Consider the following 19,768-nt stretch of genomic DNA (forward strand, 5'->3'; position numbering starts at 1 on the left):
CGTGGTAGTGTTTGTAAATCCTTATGGGTTTTACCCTCAATCTTGGTAAAAAGGTTGTGGGGCTTTTGCTGCCGTATCCGAGCACAGCAGGCGGATAGAAATAGAAAGAATGCAGGAGTATGCAAGCACCCAAAATTAGTCTGTTGGGCCAGACCCCAGACCCCGTTTTCTGTTACCTGCTATTTTCGAGCTGTGACTGTTCCGGAAAACTACTCGGTACTAAGTCATATAGGATACAAGACAAACATCTCTACAAGTCCCGCAAATCTAGGGACGCGCAGAGAATTTTGTACAAAATCTCTAGCGAACTGTATCCTGAAAAAACAATTCTTGATATGATATCGCGTGTTATTGGCGTGGTGTGGTGTGTGAGGAGCGAAGATGCCGAGTTCTGTTGATTTCAGCGGTAGACCATTTCATTTCATCGGCATTGGTGGGATTGGGATGTCAGCCCTAGCCTACATTCTAGCTAAACGCAAGTTGCCTGTGTACGGCTCCGACATTAAATCGAGTCACATAACCGAGCGCTTGCAAGGAATGGGAGCTCATATTTTTTGGAGTCAAGACGCCAGCAATTTTGAACTATTTCAAACGGTTCTTAACGGTAGTAGTCCCGACCGGGGGCAACAGGAAAGGGCCGTATCCTCGGCAGTTGCGGGTACGGTAGGGACTTCTGTCGCGACAGCCAAAGCTCCCCAATTGAACGGCAACGGTTCAAGCGCCCAAGCAATTCCGGGATTGCCTCAAGTAGTATGTTCGACGGCTATTCACCCAGCAAATGCCGAATATCGAGCTGCTTTAGATTTGGGCTGTCCGATTTTTCATCGATCGGATGTGTTGGCAGCGTTAATTCAAGATTACCAAAGCATAGCCGTAGCCGGGACTCACGGCAAAACTACTACTAGCAGCTTAATCGGCTTCATGCTGATGGCTGCAGGTCTAGACCCGACGATCGTAGTAGGAGGCGAGGTAAATGCTTGGGAAGGCAATGCCCGTTTGGGGGAAGGCCCCTACTTAGTGGCCGAGGCTGATGAATCCGACGGTTCTCTCGTTAAGCTGGTAGCCAAAATAGGCATAGTGACGAATGTGGAACTGGATCATCCAGACCATTACGATACCCTGGACCAGGTAATAGACACATTTAAGGTGTTTGCCCAAAACTGTCAAACCTTGGTGGGCTGCATTGACGACCAAATCGTCAAAGACTGCCTTCAGCCTGATGTCAGTTATAGCTTGCAGCCGGACAGCGGTGCTGACTATACGGCTTCGGGCGTTGAGTACGGAGCCGAAAGCACCAAGGCCCGGATTTGGGAGCGAGGAGCTTTCCTGGGGGAAATGGAGTTGAAGTTGCTAGGCACACACAATCTCAGCAATGCACTAGCTGCGGTAGCAGTAGGCCGATTGTTGGGGTTAGAGTTTTCGGCGATTGCCAAAGCGATTGCTGGCTTTGAAGGAGCTCGCCGCCGTTTTGAGGTGCGGGGTTTTCACAATGACATCCTGTTTGTGGACGACTACGCCCACCATCCTAGCGAAATTCGCGTTACCTTGGCGGCGGCTCGCTTGCGTATCGAAGGTAGCGAAAAAAATCCCAAATCCCGAAGAGTGGTTGCAATTTTTCAACCCCACCGTTACAGCCGGACTCTGACATTTTTGCCAGAATTTGCTCAATCTTTTGGGGATGCTGATTTGGTTGTGGCTTGCGATATTTATAGTGCTGGGGAACCGAATTTAGGAGAGATTAGCGGGCAGCAGGTTGCTGATTTGATTGCTAAAGAAGGCCGAGAGGTTGAGTTTGCGCCTTCCCTGGAGTCAGTCACTCAGTTTTTAACCCAAAATCTGCAACCGGGGGATTTGGCTCTGTTTTTGGGCGCTGGTAATCTGAATCAGATTATTCCAGAGGTTATGGCTTTTTATCAACAAGCCGATCGCCCCGATTAGCTCCCGAACTGAGTAGAGTCGATCGACATTATGGCGTTGCACGTTGTGCCGAAACTTCTGTCGGGCGGCTCGCTCAAAGGGGCGACATAAGTTAGCTAAATGGATTTTCAACCACGTCTTCGAGCGAAGGTATTTTTAAGGATTTTCAAGATGGTGACTATCTCGAATGACTCCTCTGTTAAGGACAATCGGCGAGTGTATTCTCCTATTTCTTTGCGGGGAACTGATTGCAAGATTAACTCCCAAGTTTCGCTGGCGGGCCTGACTTCCTTCCGAGTCGGTGGCCCGGCCGAGTGGTACGTTGCTCCCCGCACTATGGAGGCTTTGCAAGCGAGTTTTGCCTGGGCTGACTCTGAAGGGATGGCGGTGACTCTGCTGGGTGCAGGTTCTAATTTGTTGGTGAGCGATCGGGGTTTGTCCGGTTTGGTCGTCGGCACTCGCTACCTGAAACAGGTGAATTTTAATCCAGAAACAGGTCAAGTTACAGCGGGGGCGGGGGAGTCAATTCCCCGGCTCGCTTGGTTGGCCGCTAAACGGGGCTGGAAAGGTCTAGAATGGGCAGTCGGCATACCGGGTACAGTGGGAGGGGCTGTGGTGATGAATGCAGGCGCTCACAGAGGCTGTACTGCTGATATTTTGGTCAACGCTCGCGTCCTATCCCCTGGTGGCAAGGTGGAAATTCTGACTCCCCAAGAGTTGGAGTACCGCTACCGGACTTCGGTGCTGCAAGGGGGCGATCGGCTGGTGACTGAAGCGACTTTCCAGTTGCAGCCGGGATTCGATCGATCGCAAGTAATGGCAGAAACTAATGACCATTTCAGCCAGCGGCGGACAACTCAACCTTATCACTTACCGAGCTGTGGCTCAGTCTTCCGCAACCCCGGCCCCAAGACGGCAGGTTGGTTCATCGAACAAGCGGGACTGAAGGGATATCAGATCGGCGGCGCACAAGTGGCTCAGCGCCATGCTAATTTTATTCTTAACTGCGGGTCGGCAACGGCCAATGATATTTTTCAAGTGATCCGCCACGTTCAACAGCAAGTCGAGCAGCGGTGGTCGCTGTTGTTGGAGCCAGAAGTTAGAATACTGGGAGAGTTTCCCTTCTAAGGCATCATTGAAGAAATACGGAAACGGCAGACTGCCAGCCCACACACCATCACAAAGTAGTTATGACAAAATCAGGACAAGGATTTGGCTTCGGCCTGGGCAAAATGAAAGAACTGACTGAAGCTTTCAAAAAAGCTCAGCAGGTTCAAGAAGGAGCTAAAAAGCTCCAAGAAGAGTTGGATGTAATGGAAATTGAGGGAACAGCCGGCGGTGGCTTGGTCAAGGTTTTTCTCAGCGGCAACCAAGAACCCCGCCGCGTGGAAATCTCACCGGATGCCCTCGGTGAAGGTGCTGATGTGGTTTCTGAACTCGTCACGGTGGCGATGCAGGATGCTTACGCTAAGTCTACGATGACGATGCGGGAGAAAATGGAAGAACTCACCGGTGGACTAAATCTCCCCGGTTTCGGTTAGTCATCAGTCGTTAGTCATCAGTCATTAGTCATTAGTTGTTAGCTATCTGTGTTTAAAAAGGGCTCTATAGCTAATGACTGATTGATTTCTCTGAAGCACAAAACGTTGGGAAAAAGGGGAAAGGAAAAATTTTCTTTCTTCCTTCCCATTAAAAACTACTAATTACTAATTATCAATTAAATGTCTTATAAATTATTGTTTGTCTGCCTCGGGAACATCTGCCGATCGCCCTCAGCAGAAAATATTACGAATCACTTAATTGAACAAGCTGGTTTGAGCGATCGTATCACCTGCGATTCGGCTGGAACTGCTAGCTATCACATTGGCAGCCCCCCTGACAGGCGGATGGCATTGGCGGCGAGGAAGCGAGACATTGAATTGCTAGGCGAAGCCCGCCAATTTACCAGGAAAGATTTTGAAAATTTTGATTTGATTCTGGCCATGGATCGAGAAAATTATCGCAATATTCTTGCCCTGGATGCGGCTGGAAAGTATAAAGATAAAGTGCGACTGATGTGCGATTTTTGCCAGAAATACGACCTTAAAGAAGTGCCAGATCCTTACTACGGTGGCCCGGAGGGATTTGATAGAGTAATTGATTTGCTGCTGGACGCTTCCGAGGGTTTGTTAGAGTACGTTGTCAGTCTGAAAAAATTAACAGTTGGCGGTCAGCAATCAATTTAAATTAAAAAAGTGCCTTTTTCCGCCCGAATATTAGCAATGCTGTAGGGGGGACAACGCTAACAAAACTCGTAACTAGGGATATCACAGTTGTTCCCGCTCCCCCTCCCAAAATGAGACTGGGTGACAAAGAAAAAGTTAAACTTGTCAATACAAAATGGGGATAATTGATACTCAAAGCAGCAATTGGCAACAAAATAGATGGATACCAAGGCATTAGCCAAGGTGTAGCAAACAAAAACAAAGTCAGAGTTGTCCATCCAATATCTGATACTAAATTAATTTCCGAATCTTTTTTGCGGAATAATGATTTAATTAACCTCCCTGCATAGTAAATAATCCAGCTTAAGTACGCAAAATATTTGAGGGACGATAGAATACTTTCCCTAGTTTCAACACTTACATTGGGCAAAAAATTCAGAAATAAATTGATTGCATGGTGAAAAGATCGAGCGGTCGCTCCGGCGGTTCCCGGATTTAAAAGACTTCTCCAAGCTGAAACTGTTGGCATAAATGTATAAGTTATGACCGCCACAAATAATAAAGAAAGTAAGACTGATGCTGCTAAATCTCTCCACCGACGTTGCTTGCAGAGGAAAGCAAAAACTAATGGCAACCAAATTATAGGTAAGGTTTTTACTAAAAAACCTACCCAAATTGCCAAAATTGCAAAAACATAACGTTGGTAATAAATACATCCTATTAAAACGATCAATGTATTGGCAAGAAGAACGTCAAGGTGAGCATTAGCTATTTGCTCGTTCAATAGCATGGGATTGACTAAATAAGCCAGTGTGATGAGGTTACGGTTTTCAGAATTTGCTAGCAAGCGCCAAATTAAGTAGGCATTGAGCGTGTGTACCAACACGCAGATTATTTTAAAAATATAAACTGCTAGTAAAGGGCTAATTGGTACACTAAGTGCTGATAGGGCAAAAAAGAATAAAGAAACGGGGCCGTAGGTAGAAGTTTGCCCCCAGTGGAGGAAGGGAGATACGTTAGAAATTAAGGTATCGGGATTATTCAGATAAGGATTAATTTTATGTAAGCTCATCGCTCCGTAATGCAAGTACATATAAATGTCATTGCTTTGGGGATAAGCTATGAGGGCAACTGCCAGAAAGGGGATTGCATACTTGCAAATGTCTAGAAAGTTGGAACTTGTCTGCTTTTTTTGAATTAACCAGATAATATATGTAACTGTTGCTATCAAGTAGGAACCGTTAATTATAAGTCGGATGAGGCTGAAACCGCTGGTAGGGAAATCGTTATAGTTGTTTCCACCCTGTAAAACGCTGTAATACTTGGTGATTCCCATTGATGTCATCGCAATACAGAAAATTATGGAAGCTGCTAATGCTGCTGCATATAAAATTTTCTGATTTTTTAAGTAATTGTTGACCATGATGCTATTTATTGAGTGTGGTAAGTAAGTGCAGGTAATTTTCTTGCCCGATCGCGTTGGCGGTTATCTGACTAAATGGTGTTCCATCGCAAAGCGAACGAGTTCTGCTCGGTTGTTGCTTTCAGTTTTTCTGAACAAGCTGCTGACATGCTTTTCGATAGTTCGAGGGCTGAGGTGGAGCCTGGAACCTATTTGAATATTAGAAAGACCTTCTGTCAGCAAATCTAGCACTTGTCGCTCTCGCTGAGTCAAAGTCGGAGCATTTTGGCTGGGAGATGCCCGTGAAGCGGAGCTATCCCGTAGGTAATCGCCTGTGTTTGACTTTGGAGTTAAAAAATCTGCTTCTGACTTGTCATTGCCTCTGCTGGGTGCCTCTGTTGGCGTCGGTTCGGGTTCCGGGGAACGAGAGGGGGCCTGAGCGATTAGAGCGTAGCGATCGAGCAAAGAGCGAATAACCGCCCCCAATTCCTGGAGTTCAAAAGGCTTAGCCAGATAATTGTCGCACCCCATCTGATAGCCGCGAATCCGTTCTTGCGTGCTCGTGCGTTCCGTCAAAAAAATCACCGGCAGCAAGCGGAAAGCGGGACGAGTCCGAACTCGCCGCACAAATTCGTAGCCATCCATCTCAGGCATTGTAATGTCGGTAACAATCAAGTGGGGCTGAAATTCATCTACCAGGCCTAAAGCTTCTTTGCCGTTCTCAGCAGCGATTACAGAGTATCCGGTAATTTCTAGATAATCAGTAATTGACAAGCGAGTCGCGAAATCGTCGTCAGCAACCAGAATCGTTAATGGCATGGGGGAATTAAAAATTAAACATTAAAAGTGACGAATTTCACTTTTAATGTTTAATTCTACTGTTTAATTCTCTTGATAACTTGCAGTTAAAGTAGCCGGTTGTCCTAATTTGCCCTCCAAAGCTACGCCGCGCCCGTTGGCTGCCAAATGCCGCAGAGTTTTGTAAATTGTCTCGATTTGCTCTGGTCTTCCTGCTTTTTTGGCTAGTTCTGCTACAGACAGAGGTTTTTGGGCGTCTTTGAGCACTTGCAGTACCCGTTGCTGCAAGTCCAATACAGCAGCGGCCGCTTTTTTGCCTGCTTCGACGCCCGGTTGGTGATAAGCATTGACATTCACCAAGGAACCGTAAAAACCTACGGCTCTTTCGTAGAGGGCGATTAATGCTCCTACTGTCCGAGAGTTGACTTGGGGGATTGTGACAGTAATTGAATCTCGGTGATTTTCGTACAAAGCTTGTCGAGTTCCCTGCAACAAACCAGACAAATAATCTCCCGAAGTGACGCCGGTTTCTACTTCAGGGGAAATGCCTTGCCTGTCTTCCAACACTTCGATAAATGTTAGGAAGAAATTCGGCACGCCGTCTCGCAGTTGCTGGACGTAGGCGTGTTGGTCGGTGCTGCCTTTGTTGCCGTAAACTGCGATTCCTTGATGAACTGTATTGCCGTCTAAATCTTCCTGTTTGCCGATCGATTCCATGACTAATTGCTGCAAGTAGCGGCTGAACAATAGCAGTGAATCTTTATACGGCAAAACTACCATGTCTTTTTCGCCGCGTCCGTTGCAGGCAAAATACCAACTCATCGCTAAAAGGGCGGCGGGATTATTTTTAATGTCGGGAATTCTGGTAGCTTCGTCCATAACTTTAGCGCCTTCGAGCATCGCCCGAATGTCGATGCCTTGCAAAGCTGCTGGCAAAAGTCCTACTGCTGAGAGTTCCGAAGTGCGTCCTCCCACCCAGTCGGCCATCGGGAAGCTGGCAATCCAGCCTTCGGATTTGGCTAATTTGTCTAGTTTGCTGTCTGTTCCAGTGATGGCAACTGCCTGTTTGGCGAAGTCGAGTTTTTGAGCGGCGAAGGCTTTTTGAACTTCGATCATGCCGTTGCGGGGTTCGGGGGTGCCGCCGGATTTGGAGATAGTAATTACTAGGGTGCTGGCGAGTTTGTCTTTGATTTTGTTAAGGATGCGATCGATCCCAGCGGGATCTGTGTTGTCGATAAAATGAATTGCTAGGGGCGGAATGTCTGGGGATAAAGCTTCGGCGACAAATTGGGGGCCTAGGGCGGAACCACCGATGCCGATCGAAATTATGTCGGTAAATTGCGGAGCAAAAGGCGGTTTAATATCGCGGTTTTGAACTTTTTTGACAAATGTTTCGACTTGTGCTATGCCTTCGACAATTTCTTGTTTTAATTCTGGAGTGGGAGCTAAATCGGGGTTTCGCAGCCAGTAGTGGCCCACCATGCGGTTTTCGTCGGGATTGGCGATCGCACCTGCTTCTAAAGCTGCCATGTCTTTGAAAGCTTTGTCAAATTTGGGCTTCAGTGCTGCTGCGAAAGCGTCGTCGAATCCCATGAGGCTGATATCGAGGTAAAGTCCCAATCCCTCGTTATAGTAAAGCCAGTCTTGATAGCGTTGCCAGAGTGCTGCGGCGTCCATAGGAATTCTCTACAATTTTTTTAATGTTCGATCGGCGTCGTCAGGAATCCACCAATTGTAGTTTAAAACGATCTGATGTACGGCTTTTGCACAATCCCAATAAATTTAACCATTAGTCGTCTGAACATAGCCGGAGCCGAAGGCAGGCAGAGCATTCGGCAGAATTAAACAATAAAAATATGACTTGGGCAACACTCTTAGTAGGTAGATCCCTCATTAATGGTCACACCCCATAGATAGATCGAAGCGGCACAGATATTTAAGTGTGGTCGGCGTTGGCGTTTGGGCCAGGGTTTAACAATATTCAAATTCTGGCGATCGGGATGTGTAAAATAGGCATTGCGGTCAGGTTAAATATACTTTTAGCTGTCACTCAATAATCGACTAAAAATATAGTTAACAACTGTCAACTATCTGAAGTGTAGTATAATATACAGATATTAGAATTAAAGTGCGATCGACTATGCTTACTCTCTCTCCCGAATTAAAAGAAAAATTATCAACTCCGCTCAAAATCGGCGATTTTGAAGTTAAAAGCCGTGTCCTGCAATCGCCCTTATCCGGCGTTACCGATTTGGTATTTCGCCGCCTGGTGCGCCGCTACGCGCCGGATTCGATGATGTACACGGAAATGGTGAACGCTACGGGTTTGCACTACGTGAAGCAACTGCCGAGAATTATGGAAGTTGACCCTAACGAGCGCCCGATTAGCATTCAATTGTTTGACTGCCGGCCGGATTTCTTGGCAGAAGCGGCGCAGAAAGCAGTGGCAGAAGGAGCGGATACTGTTGATATTAATATGGGCTGTCCGGTTAACAAAATTACTAAAAACGGCGGCGGTTCTTCCCTGCTGCGAGATCCGGAAACTGCCGAGGCAATTGTGCGGGCGGTTGTGGAAGCGGTAGATGTTCCTGTCACCGTTAAAACTAGGATTGGTTGGACGGACAAAGAAATTAATATTTTGGAATTTGCGAAGCGGATGGAAGATGCGGGAGCAAAAATGATTACCGTGCACGGCCGCACTCGATCGCAAGGTTACACCGGCCCGGCAAAATGGGAGTGGATTCGTCGAGTGAAAGAAGTTTTATCGATTCCAGTTATTGCTAACGGGGATATTTTTTCAGTGGAAGCAGCGATGCGATGTCTGGAAGAAACCGGCGCAGATGGAGTGATGTGTTCGCGGGGAACTTTGGGCTATCCTTTTTTGGTGGGAGAGGTTGATTATTTCTTGAAAACTGGTCAAGAAAAGATACCTCCGACACCAATTGAACGTCTCGAATGTGCTAAAGAACATTTGCGGGCTTTGTGGGAATATAAAGGTGAAAGCGGTGTCTGCCAAGCACGCAAGCACTTAACCTGGTATGCTAAGGGTTTCCCGGGCGCTGGGGAATTGCGGGGCGTGTTGGCTGTGGTAGAAACCGTTGAACAAGGTTGCGATTCGATCGATCGCGCGATCGAGCAATTGCCCGCATAAACCTTACCCGCATATGTCAACTAGGGGTTACAGAAACAAAATTCACCTCTGCGGGCTAAGATTTAAGACACAGTTAAAAATTTGTGTGTGGGGGAAAGCATGGATTCCTTAAAAGGGCGAGATTTATTAAGTCTGGCAGATTTAAGCATTGACGAATTAAATTATTTGCTAGATCTAGCAGCCAGTTTAAAATCGGGAATGGTCAAGCTGAAACGCAATAAAGTTCTCGGCTTGTTATTTTCCAAAGCTTCAACGCGAACGCGGGTAAGTTTTACGGTGGCAATGTATAAATTGGGAGGGCAAGTGATTGACCTCAATCCCAACGTTACACAAGTCAGCCGCGGCGAACCTTTGGTAGATACAGCCAGGGTTTTAGACAGATATTTAGACATTTTGGCGATTCGGACTTTCGAGCAAAAGGATTTAGTTACTTTTGCCAACTATGCGAAAATTCCTGTAATTAATGCACTGACAGATGACGAACATCCATGTCAAGTGCTGGCGGATTTAATGACAGTAAAAGAGTGTTTTGGCAAGCTAGAAGGATTGACGCTGACTTATTTTGGCGACGGTAACAACATGGCAAATTCGCTGATGTTGGGCTGTGCAATGACCGGGATAAATGTCAGAATTGCTTGTCCTGAAGATTTCTGCCCGAATATTGAGATTGTGGAAAAAGCTAAGGCAATTGCTCAGGGAAAAACAGAAGTTACTGTGACTGCTGATGCGGAAGCTGCTGCTAAGAATGCTCAAGTGATTTATACTGATGTTTGGGCGAGTATGGGACAGGAAGAGGAAGCAAAAATCAGGATTCCTTTGTTTGAACCCTATCAGGTGAATGAACAATTGCTGAAGTTAGCAGATAAGAATGCAATTGTATTGCACTGTTTGCCCGCACACCGGGATGAAGAGATTACCGATGCAGTGATTGAAGGCAGTCAATCGCGCGTTTGGGATCAGGCAGAAAATCGGATGCACGCTCAGCAAGCTTTACTCGCAAGCATTCTGGAAAGCGATTAGGAATTAGCTAAAAATTAGTCTGTCGGGGGATCAAATCGACCTGCTCGCTACTTCTTGCAGACCGCTTCCGTTATCATTTCATTTGAACCAGGATTATTTGCAACCAGCCTGTAATTATCCGTTTCAACCATGATTAATTGCAATCTCTTAAGTAAAAGAAATGAATCACATCACTACGACAGACTTACTCGAAAATCTCAAATGGCGATATGCCACCAAACAGTTCGATCCAACCAAAACAATTGCTCCAGAAATCTGGACAGCTTTAGAAGATGCGTTAGTGTTAACACCATCTTCTTATGGGCTTCAACCTTGGAAATTTCTGATTATTACCAGCTCGGAACTTAGAGAACAGCTCAAGCCCCTCTCCTGGAATCAGTCACAGGTTACTGATTGCTCTCATTATGTCGTGTTCGCGATTAAAAAGAATCTCACTGCCGAGGATGTCGATCGCTTTATGGCTCGCACTGTCGAGCTGCGGGGCGGGACTGTAGAGGCAATGGCAGGATATCGGAGTCTAATCGTCAGTGACTTGGTTGATGGTGGCCGCAGTTTTAATATCAATGACTGGTCAACGCGCCAAACTTATATTGCACTGGGCAACTTTATGACCAGTGCTGCATTGCTTGGTGTTGACACCTGTCCAATGGAAGGAATTGAACCTGTCAATTACGATCGCGTGTTGGGTCTTTCTGCAAAAGGCTTTACTACCGTCGTAGCTTGTGCGGCTGGCTATCGCTCTGAAGCAGATAAGTATGCTTCACTCGCAAAAGTAAGATTCCCTAAGTCAGAAATCTTAGAAACTTTATAGAACCCATTTGGTATCTTCTTGAGCGAACTATATGGTTTTGAGGGGATCGTTTTACCAGAGGATTTAATACCAGAGTCAGGACTTTAAGCTAACAGGCATCAAACCAGATACAACCTAGATACCTCAAAGGCTTGTGAGACAACAAAAAGATTCTAAATGGGTTCTATAAATCCGGGATACGCTGTAAGTCGATCGCAATAGTGCCCTCGGTGCACCCTAAAAAGATATTAAGAGGCTCCGAAATTCACTTTTGTGACTTCACCTGCGAGAACATTAACAGTTTGTTGAATTTGACTTCCATCAACTTTCAACTGATAAGTTCCCGGAGAAAGCTCGATCGCCCCAAACCATCCTTTACCATCCGCCCGCAGTTGACGCACTTTGCCAGCGGCATCGATCGACTGCAATGTCAAGCTTGCACCGTCGCAAGTTTGAGCGCACCGCTGCAAATTTCCGGCGATCGCACCTGCTGTCGGCCGCGACTTCCAAGGCATATCGGGAACCGCTGCTGCTGTCGGCCACACAGGCTGAGTTTCATAGGTTTTGCCCGTCGCAGCATCAACGTATTGACTCGGCTGCGAAAGCGCGGTGTAAAACAAATCGTTGCTTTGGGGAACGTATTTCCAAGGCTGGCGGGGCAAATCACCGCTACCGCCCGCTCGCAGTTCCACATTCGTGTACACGTTGCTGCTAGCGTAGGAATACAGCACCGTACCGGCTACGCGATTTCCTTTTGCAGAGGGATCTTCGGCGCGGCGAACCTGCGCTAAGGTATCTTCGATGTAGTTGAGGTAATTGCCGGGGCCGATCGCAATTTGGCGGTTGTACTGGTGGTCTTTGGCGTACTCGATCCAGTGGTCATAAGCGAGTTTTTGCGATCGTTTGTACTCGCGCTGGTAAGTCATCGGCATCGCCATGTCTACGATCCCTTCTTCCAGCCAACCGCGCCAGTCTTGCAATACTTCTTTGTAAGGCTGCGTTTGATACCACCCTGCATCGTTTGTTGGGCCGTCTCCCCAGGCGATCGTGGCGGCAGTAATTTTAACGCGCGGTTTAATCGCAAGGCTTTCTACATAAAGCTTCCGCACTAAATTTGTCACCTGTTCGCGCCGCCACTGCATCCAGGCGGGATCGGTGGGTGCGGGTTTGCCCGATCGACCTGTTTGCTGATTGAAACGGGCGATCGCAGTCGGATTGTAGCCCCAAGTCGGCCCGCCGTAGCGCACGTAATCCAACTGTACGCCGTCCACATCGTAGCGCTTGAGCAAGTCCAAATAGACGGAAACAGTATAATCTACGGCGTCTGGATGGCCGGGATCGAGGAAACCGGGTGATTCCCCGCTCGAAGTCAGCATCGCCCAATTGTCATTTCCTGGGGCCGAAGGCCCGTGTTGTTGCCAAACGTGACCGGCGGGAAGTTTGCTGCCCGAAACCACTGGCAGCGTCACCATCCAAGCGTATACTTCAATGCCTGCGGCGTGGGCTTTGTCAATCACATCTTGCAGTGGATCGAAACCCGCCGGAACGTTGGGATCGAGGGTGCGGGGTTCGATCGCACTCGTGTAAAAAGCATCGCCGCGGCGGCGGACTTGGGCGACGATCGCGTTGGCATTTGCCCGCTGCGCGTCTGCGATCAATTTTGTGACTTCTTGAGGGGTTTTGAAGCCGGGGTTGAAAGCGTCCACCCAGAATGCGCGAAATTCGGCGGTTTGGGTTTGCGGGGGCATAGTTGCGATCGCGCGCGATGGGAAGTTGGAGAACCAACCAGGAGTCAGCAGAAAACTAATTGTTAAGCCAATCAGGAACAAGCTTGACAAAAAGAATGTTTTGGTATTTCGCATCAGAAATGTGTGAGAGAGCGTTTAACAGTCCTTTACGGACTTTTGGTTTGAGCGTCCGCTTGATATTTTCGCACAATGGTACATTAAGTGGGCAAATAAGTAAATAGTTGAGTAATACGGCTGGGAGAGTTGAGAATGAGATTAAAATTGACCTCGGCAAAATAAGCGATATTTTCCGATATTTCAATATAGCGGTTGAGCCAGTAAATTGAATCCGCTACACCACTTAACATTGTTTTACAGGCTAAATACGGTTTTAATGATTTTCATTTTTGCTGTATCAATGCCGCATTCAAGTTTGGAAATTGGACTGAGGGTTTTCCACTTGCCTTTATTCGCGGTGAAGATAGCATCGGCTGTTTTTTCAGGATCGATAGTTTCAAAGCCTCCTATTTTATTAGTTAATAAATAGTTGAGACGGTCAAAAATTTCATCTCTAGATGCACGTTTCACGCTGACTGCTTGAGGAGGAGGAGGCGGCGGCGGTGGCGGTGATATAGAAAATACTTTAGCAATAAAATCTAATCTCGCCTTAGTCAAACCACATTGTAACTTAGTCAGGGGGGTGAAATCTGACCATTGCTCGCGGTTAGAATCTACAATTTTATTGGCAGTTTCAACGGGTTTTACATTCTTCCAATTATGCTCTTTAACTAAGTATTTAAGTACAGCTATAATAGTATCTTTTGATGCTGTACTCAGATTGACTTGGGGATTTGCTTCTCGCGCTAGAATCTTCGCTTGTTCAATATTTGATGGTTTTGGGTCAATGACAATACACCATACTAAATCTAATTTGGCTTGTTGAGCTACAGCATAGACAAAGTGATTGCTCACAACTTGATATTGATAGTCGCCTGTTTCTTTAACGATAATCGGAATCCAATTGCGGTTACCTGCTTGCAATACGGCTTCGGCGGCTCCGGCAATGATAAACTCTGACTCAGAGCAGGGTTCTGCTGACTCAATTTTAGATAACTTCAAGTGCATTAACTTACCGATGTTCTCAGAATTACTCATACAAAAAATACTCCTTCGCTAATTTTAAGTAATATTCAGCGGCTTTTTTGTGTTGAAAAACCGCTGGTTTTCGAGAAAAAGCTGCACTTGAAACAACTTCATATTCTGGAACACTGAATATAGTTGTGTCAATCACCGTTTTTATAGACTTAGGCCAATAATAGGGTAACAACTTAGAATCGAGAATATAATTCTCTCCTTTCTTCAGTGTAAGAATTGCTTTAATTTCTGCATTTGCTCTTTTGATTGAAGCCTCGCTTTCTTTATGTTTATTGAAAAATATCGGTAAGGCAATAGGGCCACCGTCCTGCCTAAGCTTCTTAACTTCAGGCAAGAATTCTTTAATAACTTTAGCAGCATTTTTTAAAGATGAAAAGTTATTGTGTTCTGTTGGCATGAGGATTACATCAGAAGCTATCACACAGCTTTTACTAAAAAAAGTCCAGTTCGTAGGTGCATCAATTAAGATGTAATCATAATTACGAACAAAAATCTCAAGCAAATCTCGCAGCTTTGCTGAACCTTTCTCAATTTGTGCTTCATACTCATAACTCATGAACTTCGATAATCCTAAATCAGATGGGATGACATCAAATACCTTAACTAATAGACCTGCTTTATCCTTCAGATTAAATGCTTGAAGAGTTTCTTTGACATTCAATGCTTCATCAACCAGGCACTCAGATAATTTGACTTTTCCCTCCTGTAAGCCTAATGAATCGGTTAAATCTCCTTGTTGTGGATCGAAGTCAACAACAAGCACTTTTTTATGCTGTTGTCGAAGAATCGCAGCCAAGTTGATTGTCGTTGTAGTTTTTCCCACGCCTCCCTTATCATTATAGATGCAAATTGTTAAAGCTTTGGGGGCGTTTTCCAGCAAGTTCTTAATTTTAGTAATAATCTCAATAATATTATCTTTGGTTATCCTCATGCAGTCAGTAGCAGGCAAGACGATTTTACCATGTTTGCGGAATAGCTGGATATCTGTTGAGTTAGTGATCATACCCCATTGAGATGTTTGGCACTTAGGAGCAAGAAGATAACCTGTTATCTGTTCTTTAGCTTTTTTGTACGCGGGAGTACCTTCTGCTAAGTTAATGATGGCATTTCCTGATACTCTCCCTTTAACTTCAATGATTAAGTATGGATTAATCTTAGCAACTGAAAATTTATCCTCATCGTGATTCTTGCGAGCCGCAAAATCAGCAGGACCCTTCCCTGTTTTAAACTGTTGTACCCACTCATCAGAGCTGAATCCAAGTGCATTTAGAAGGCGTTTGACAAATCTATCTTCGACTTCTGGCTCTTCTGCATTCTCTGAAATACTATCTAAAACTTCATTCCAGTTGATAGTTGTCATGATTTAGACCTAGATACTTAAGTAAAATCATAACGCTTGGTTTCAGTTTGTGTCATCGTTAGCTACCTCCGGATCTAGCTATATGAACAGTCAACATACTTTTGGATAAGTTATATATTTTCTAGTGCGCTTGACATTTTTGCACATCGGTGCAATTTTGGGCGAAAATACACTGAACAGGCGATCCTCTTCGAGGGCTTCGCTAACGCACTTTTTGAACAAATGATAGCACCGCAATTTCAAACGCTAGCCCTTCCGGGTAACAGCTACTCAACAGCAAGCAATTTACTCGATCGAGTAGATGGCTGGCGCCAAGAAGCAACCCGAAAGTTGCAGCAAAGCCAGAGGGGAGAAAAAGGACAATTTTTAACACCTTCCTCAGTGGCCAGTTTGATGGCGGGAATGTTTGAATTTAACTGTCCCGATATATCGCTTTTAGATGCCGGTGCAGGAATTGGTTCGCTGTTAGCCGCAGTTGTCTCCGAGCTTTGTCAGCGCCCAAACAAACCGCACAGCCTGCACGTTACAGCTTATGAAATCGACCTTATTTTGATTGAATACCTCAAGCAAACTTTAGAATTATGCAGTATTGAATGTAAGCGTTTGGGGATATCTTTTACCTGTGAGGTTCGCGAAATTGATTTTATTCAAGACAGCGCCGATATGTTGCAGCCAAATCTATTTACACAGCCAGTAAAACGGGAATTTACCCATGCAATTATCAATCCTCCCTATGCCAAGATAGACGCTAAATCCCAAGCCCGCACCTTGCTGCGTTCTATAGGACTAGAAACCAGCAATCTCTACGCTGGATTCACAGTTGCTGCTGCTCACCTGCTCAAACCAAACGGTGAATTAGTGTCGATTACTCCCCGCAGCTTTTGCAACGGTTTATACTTTCGAGATTTCCGCAAAGTATTCCTTCAAATGATGGCTTTACGCCAAATACACATCTTTGAATCCCGACAGTTGCCATTTCGCGATGATGCGGTGCTGCAAGAAACTATCATTGTGCGCGCCACCAAACAAATAGAACAGCCAGATACTGTACTAATTACCTCAAGCAGCAGCGTGGGCGACGACCTGGTTTTGTCTCACCAACTGCCCTATACCGCCCTAATTAATCCCAATGATTCCGAGCAATTTATTCGGATTCTACCGGATTCTGTCAGCCAGAAAGTAGTCGAGCAAATGGCTCAATTTACTTGCACCCTAGAGGAATTAGGCTTAACAGTTTCTACCGGAAAAGTTGTAGATTTTCGTGTTCGCTCTGACTTGCGGCTAAAACCTGAGAACGGTACAGTTCCGCTGATTTATCCCGCACACTTCTCGGCTGGCGGTGTTGAATATCCCACAGCAACGAGAAAGCATCAAGCTTTAGCTGTCACGGAAAAAACTGCTGCACTCCTCGTACCTAACGAACATTATGTTTTGAGCAAGCGCTTCTCCTCAAAGGAAGAGAAAAAGCGAATTGTTGCAGTTGTCTGGGATGCCACTAAAATTAATAGTTCTAGCGTTGGTTTTGAGAACCATTTGAATTACTTTCACCAACAGGGACGCGGATTAGACCTCACCCTGGCGCGGGGATTGGCAGTTTATCTAAATTCGAGTTTGGTAGATGCGTTTTTCCGACTGTTCAACGGACACACTCAAGTTAATGCTACGGATTTACGCAATTTGAAGTATCCTAATCTAGAGCAATTACTTTTACTTGGCGCTCAAATAGGAGAAATATTTCCTACACAGCGGGAGCTCGATCAACTTGTCGAGACACAACTGCTTAACCCGACCAATGCGTTAGAAAATAGCCCAATGACAATCAAGAATCGTATTGATGAATCTCTAGAAATACTTGCAGCACTGGGTTTTCCAAAAGGTCAGCTTAACGAACGTTCCGCCTTAACCCTTCTGGCTTTGCTTGACCTCAAGCCAAAGGATGCTTGGGAATTGGCAAAATCTCCACTTCTGGGAATTACACCAATTATGGAATTTATGGAGCAGGAGTACAGTAAAAAATATGCACCAAATACGCGGGAAACTGTGCGTCGCCAGACTGTGCATCAGTTTCTAGATGCAGGTTTAATTGTTGTTAATCCTGACAAGCCAGAACGTCCGGTCAACAGTCCAAAAACCGCATATCAGATAGAAGAAAGTGCTTTGGAACTGCTGCGAACTTATGACAGTTCTGACTGGGACAAGAATCTTCGCGCTTACCTCGCCTCCGTCGAAACGCTGAAGCAACGATATGCACAAGAGCGAGAAATGGCGCGAATTCCAATTACAATCGAAGGTGATGTAAAAACTCTTTCGCCTGGAGCTCATAACGTCTTAATATCAAAGATTGTCAGTGAGTTTGCTGAGCGCTTTACTCCTGCTGGCAGACTACTTTATGTCGGAGATACCGATGAGAAGTTTGCTCATTTCAATGAAGCATCGCTAACTGCATTAGGCGTTACAGTCGATGCTCACGGTAAGATGCCAGATGTAATTGTTCACTTCACTGAAAAAAACTGGTTGGTGTTGATTGAAGCTGTTACTTCTCACGGCCCGATTAATCCAAAACGCAAAACTGAGCTTGAGAATCTTTTTAGAAGTTCGACAGTACCTCTGGTGATGGTGACAGCTTTCCTCAGCCGCAAGGCAATGGCGGAATATTTATCTGATCTTTCCTGGGAAACTGATGTCTGGGTAGCAGAAGACGCTACTCACCTGGTTCATTTTAACGGACAACATCTTTTGCAGGCTTATTCCAAAAATGAAAATATTTGTGAGCCAGAATGATGCTAAAATACACTATTTATATGACTGCCGCTGGCATCGGAATGACATATACTCTGATGCAAGCGGTTTAATTGACCGGAATTGTCGATCGCACTCAGTAAATCAAATAAGTAACTAGGTAAAATATCTCTGCAATGGAAAAAAAGCATAACGCTGGATTGTGGGTATCAGTATTGTATTTTGCTCAAGGTCTCCCTTACACCGTCGTTAATTTAATGTCGGTGATTTTTTTGAAAGGTATGGGAACCAGCAACGAGCTCATCGGATTGACAAGTCTTTTGTCTTTTCCTTGGGTATTAAAAGGTTTGTGGGGGCCAGTTGTTGATTTGTATTCCACCAAACGCAAATGGATTTTAGCAACCGAAATCATATGTGCTTTTCTGTTTGCTTTCCTAGCTTTTGGTGTATTAACGCCGGCACCGATTATTATATCGCTTGTTATCTTTACGGCGATCGCCTTTGTGTCAGCTACTCACGACATCGCCATTGACGGATTTTATTTAAACACTCTCAATAAAGACCAGCAAGCCTTGTTTGTCGGGGTTCGCAACACGGCTTATAGAGGTGCTGTCATTGCCGGTAGCGGTGTATTGGTTTTCTTAGCCGGGAAACTAGCCGAACAGCATTTAGTCACCGGAAATACAGGCGACACCAAAATATATCAAGACATTCCGCTGTCACTTTTCGGTTCCGATTTTAGCGTGTCTGCGCTTAACTACGGATGGGCGACAGCCTTTGGCATTTGTGCGATTATATTTGTGCTGATATATCTCTTTCACCGGTGGTATCTTCCCTATCCTCGAAATTACGATCTGGAATCCGACACCCCCCAACAAACAACAAGCTTTATCGAAGCATTTAAAACATATTTTCAGCAAGATAAAATTGGTTGGATTGTTACTTATGTCTTGATTTTTAGGTTAGGCGATGCCTTGACGTTTAAAATGGCTCCGCCATTTTTAATGGATAAAGTGGAGAAAGGAGGATTAGCAGTTTCTACATCGGACATGGGTCTGTTATCGGGTACGATCGGGGTAATATTTCTGTTAATAGGAGGGTTGCTGGGCGGCTATTTGATTGCCAAACAAGGATTGAAAAAATGGATGTGGCCGACGGCAATTCTGCAAAATTCAACTAACGTGCTGTATTGGCTGTTGGCAATCAATCAACCTGGGATTGAATGGGCTTATGCTGTAAACTCGATCGAGCAATTTACTTACGGACTTGGCGTAGCTGCCTATACAGTGTTCTTGATGCGGACTGTCCGCCCTGAATACGAAGCATCTCACTATGCAATTACAACGGCTTTTATGGCCGCAGGAGTGCTGATTCCGGGCGTTTTTAGCGGCTACTTGCAGGCGAATCTCGGCTATCAAAATTATTTCTTGATGAGCGCGCTGGCTGTGATTCCCGGTATGCTGACGATTTTCTTTCTGCCCCTAGAAGATGAGAAAAAATTAGCA

At 45.5% G+C, this 19,768-nt stretch carries 15 protein-coding genes and 1 pseudogene; 9 read left to right on the forward strand and 7 right to left on the reverse strand.

Features of this window, described 5'->3' with window-relative positions; translation table 11 throughout:
• The first annotated feature begins 381 nt into the window (after positions 1-381).
• From murC to QUA38_RS17385, 4 genes are all read left to right on the forward strand, one after another.
• Positions 382-1,938, forward strand: a complete 1,557-nt coding sequence (murC, locus tag QUA38_RS17370; protein WP_333163802.1) for a UDP-N-acetylmuramate--L-alanine ligase — start codon at positions 382-384, stop codon at positions 1,936-1,938.
• A 150-nt stretch (positions 1,939-2,088) separates the two neighbouring features.
• Positions 2,089-3,045 (forward strand): UDP-N-acetylmuramate dehydrogenase, encoded by a 957-nt coding sequence (murB, locus tag QUA38_RS17375; protein WP_333163804.1) that lies wholly within the window; start codon positions 2,089-2,091, stop codon positions 3,043-3,045.
• A gap of 62 nt (positions 3,046-3,107) precedes the next feature.
• Positions 3,108-3,458, forward strand: a complete 351-nt coding sequence (locus tag QUA38_RS17380; protein WP_006634273.1) for a YbaB/EbfC family nucleoid-associated protein — start codon at positions 3,108-3,110, stop codon at positions 3,456-3,458.
• A gap of 180 nt (positions 3,459-3,638) precedes the next feature.
• The gene (locus QUA38_RS17385) at positions 3,639-4,142 is read left to right on the forward strand and encodes a low molecular weight protein-tyrosine-phosphatase (protein ID WP_333163806.1); all 504 of its coding nucleotides are present in this window, start codon (positions 3,639-3,641) and stop codon (positions 4,140-4,142) included.
• A gap of 1 nt (position 4,143) precedes the next feature.
• On the opposite strand, the gene QUA38_RS17390 is transcribed toward QUA38_RS17385, so the two are convergent.
• The 3 genes from QUA38_RS17390 to QUA38_RS17400 form a co-directional block, all read right to left on the reverse strand.
• The gene (locus tag QUA38_RS17390; protein ID WP_333163809.1) at positions 4,144-5,544 is read right to left on the reverse strand and encodes a hypothetical protein; all 1,401 of its coding nucleotides are present in this window, start codon (positions 5,542-5,544) and stop codon (positions 4,144-4,146) included.
• A gap of 63 nt (positions 5,545-5,607) precedes the next feature.
• A complete protein-coding gene (locus QUA38_RS17395) occupies positions 5,608-6,342 on the reverse strand; it encodes a response regulator transcription factor (protein WP_333163813.1) in 735 nt (244 codons plus the stop codon).
• Positions 6,343-6,405: 63 nt separating this feature from the next.
• A complete protein-coding gene (locus tag QUA38_RS17400) occupies positions 6,406-7,998 on the reverse strand; it encodes a glucose-6-phosphate isomerase (protein WP_333163815.1) in 1,593 nt (530 codons plus the stop codon).
• A gap of 463 nt (positions 7,999-8,461) precedes the next feature.
• Here QUA38_RS17400 and dusB point away from each other — a divergent pair, with 463 nt between their 5' ends.
• The 3 genes from dusB (at position 8,462) to QUA38_RS17415 (ending at position 11,303) form a co-directional block, all read left to right on the forward strand.
• On the forward strand, positions 8,462-9,472 hold the full coding sequence (gene dusB / locus QUA38_RS17405) for a tRNA dihydrouridine synthase DusB (protein ID WP_333163817.1): 1,011 nt from the start codon (positions 8,462-8,464) through the stop codon (positions 9,470-9,472).
• A 99-nt stretch (positions 9,473-9,571) separates the two neighbouring features.
• The gene (argF, locus tag QUA38_RS17410) at positions 9,572-10,492 is read left to right on the forward strand and encodes an ornithine carbamoyltransferase (protein ID WP_333163819.1); all 921 of its coding nucleotides are present in this window, start codon (positions 9,572-9,574) and stop codon (positions 10,490-10,492) included.
• Between the two features lie 160 nt (positions 10,493-10,652).
• On the forward strand, positions 10,653-11,303 hold the full coding sequence (locus tag QUA38_RS17415) for an NAD(P)H-dependent oxidoreductase (protein ID WP_333163821.1): 651 nt from the start codon (positions 10,653-10,655) through the stop codon (positions 11,301-11,303).
• A gap of 227 nt (positions 11,304-11,530) precedes the next feature.
• Here QUA38_RS17415 and QUA38_RS17420 read toward each other — a convergent pair whose 3' ends face one another.
• The 4 genes and pseudogenes from QUA38_RS17420 to QUA38_RS17435 form a co-directional block, all read right to left on the reverse strand.
• Positions 11,531-13,120 carry a family 10 glycosylhydrolase gene (locus QUA38_RS17420; protein ID WP_333163823.1) on the reverse strand — a complete coding sequence of 530 codons (1,590 nt, stop codon included), beginning with the start codon at positions 13,118-13,120 and terminating at the stop codon, positions 11,531-11,533.
• A 131-nt stretch (positions 13,121-13,251) separates the two neighbouring features.
• A pseudogene (locus QUA38_RS17425) lies at positions 13,252-13,377 on the reverse strand (alpha-E domain-containing protein); the annotation flags it as partial.
• 4 nt (positions 13,378-13,381) lie between these two features.
• The gene (locus QUA38_RS17430; RefSeq protein WP_333163826.1) at positions 13,382-14,164 is read right to left on the reverse strand and encodes a hypothetical protein; all 783 of its coding nucleotides are present in this window, start codon (positions 14,162-14,164) and stop codon (positions 13,382-13,384) included.
• On the reverse strand, positions 14,157-15,524 hold the full coding sequence (locus QUA38_RS17435) for an AAA family ATPase (protein ID WP_333163829.1): 1,368 nt from the start codon (positions 15,522-15,524) through the stop codon (positions 14,157-14,159). Before QUA38_RS17435 ends, QUA38_RS17430 begins: the two co-directional genes overlap by 8 nt.
• A 222-nt stretch (positions 15,525-15,746) precedes the next feature.
• Here QUA38_RS17435 and QUA38_RS17440 point away from each other — a divergent pair, with 222 nt between their 5' ends.
• A complete protein-coding gene (locus tag QUA38_RS17440) occupies positions 15,747-18,305 on the forward strand; it encodes a BsuBI/PstI family type II restriction endonuclease (protein ID WP_333163832.1) in 2,559 nt (852 codons plus the stop codon).
• Between the two features lie 134 nt (positions 18,306-18,439).
• A partial coding sequence (locus QUA38_RS17445; protein ID WP_333163835.1) for an MFS transporter occupies positions 18,440-19,768 on the forward strand: 1,329 nt, incomplete at its 3' end.

This window comes from Microcoleus sp. Pol12B4, from assembly GCF_036701385.1.
GTDB lineage: Bacteria > Cyanobacteriota > Cyanobacteriia > Cyanobacteriales > Microcoleaceae > Microcoleus.

Coding starts and splice junctions, on each gene's coding strand:
- QUA38_RS17390 (WP_333163809.1), bottom strand. CDS start 5,544: ATGGTCAACAATTACTTAAAAAATCAGAAAATTTTATATGCAGCAGCA.
- QUA38_RS17415 (WP_333163821.1), top strand. CDS start 10,653: ATGAATCACATCACTACGACAGACTTACTCGAAAATCTCAAATGGCGA.
- QUA38_RS17440 (WP_333163832.1), top strand. CDS start 15,747: ATGATAGCACCGCAATTTCAAACGCTAGCCCTTCCGGGTAACAGCTAC.
- QUA38_RS17395 (WP_333163813.1), bottom strand. CDS start 6,342: ATGCCATTAACGATTCTGGTTGCTGACGACGATTTCGCGACTCGCTTG.
- QUA38_RS17380 (WP_006634273.1), top strand. CDS start 3,108: ATGACAAAATCAGGACAAGGATTTGGCTTCGGCCTGGGCAAAATGAAA.
- argF (WP_333163819.1), top strand. CDS start 9,572: ATGGATTCCTTAAAAGGGCGAGATTTATTAAGTCTGGCAGATTTAAGC.
- murC (WP_333163802.1), top strand. CDS start 382: ATGCCGAGTTCTGTTGATTTCAGCGGTAGACCATTTCATTTCATCGGC.
- murB (WP_333163804.1), top strand. CDS start 2,089: ATGGTGACTATCTCGAATGACTCCTCTGTTAAGGACAATCGGCGAGTG.
- QUA38_RS17435 (WP_333163829.1), bottom strand. CDS start 15,524: ATGACAACTATCAACTGGAATGAAGTTTTAGATAGTATTTCAGAGAAT.
- dusB (WP_333163817.1), top strand. CDS start 8,462: ATGCTTACTCTCTCTCCCGAATTAAAAGAAAAATTATCAACTCCGCTC.
- QUA38_RS17385 (WP_333163806.1), top strand. CDS start 3,639: ATGTCTTATAAATTATTGTTTGTCTGCCTCGGGAACATCTGCCGATCG.
- QUA38_RS17400 (WP_333163815.1), bottom strand. CDS start 7,998: ATGGACGCCGCAGCACTCTGGCAACGCTATCAAGACTGGCTTTACTAT.
- QUA38_RS17430 (WP_333163826.1), bottom strand. CDS start 14,164: ATGAGTAATTCTGAGAACATCGGTAAGTTAATGCACTTGAAGTTATCT.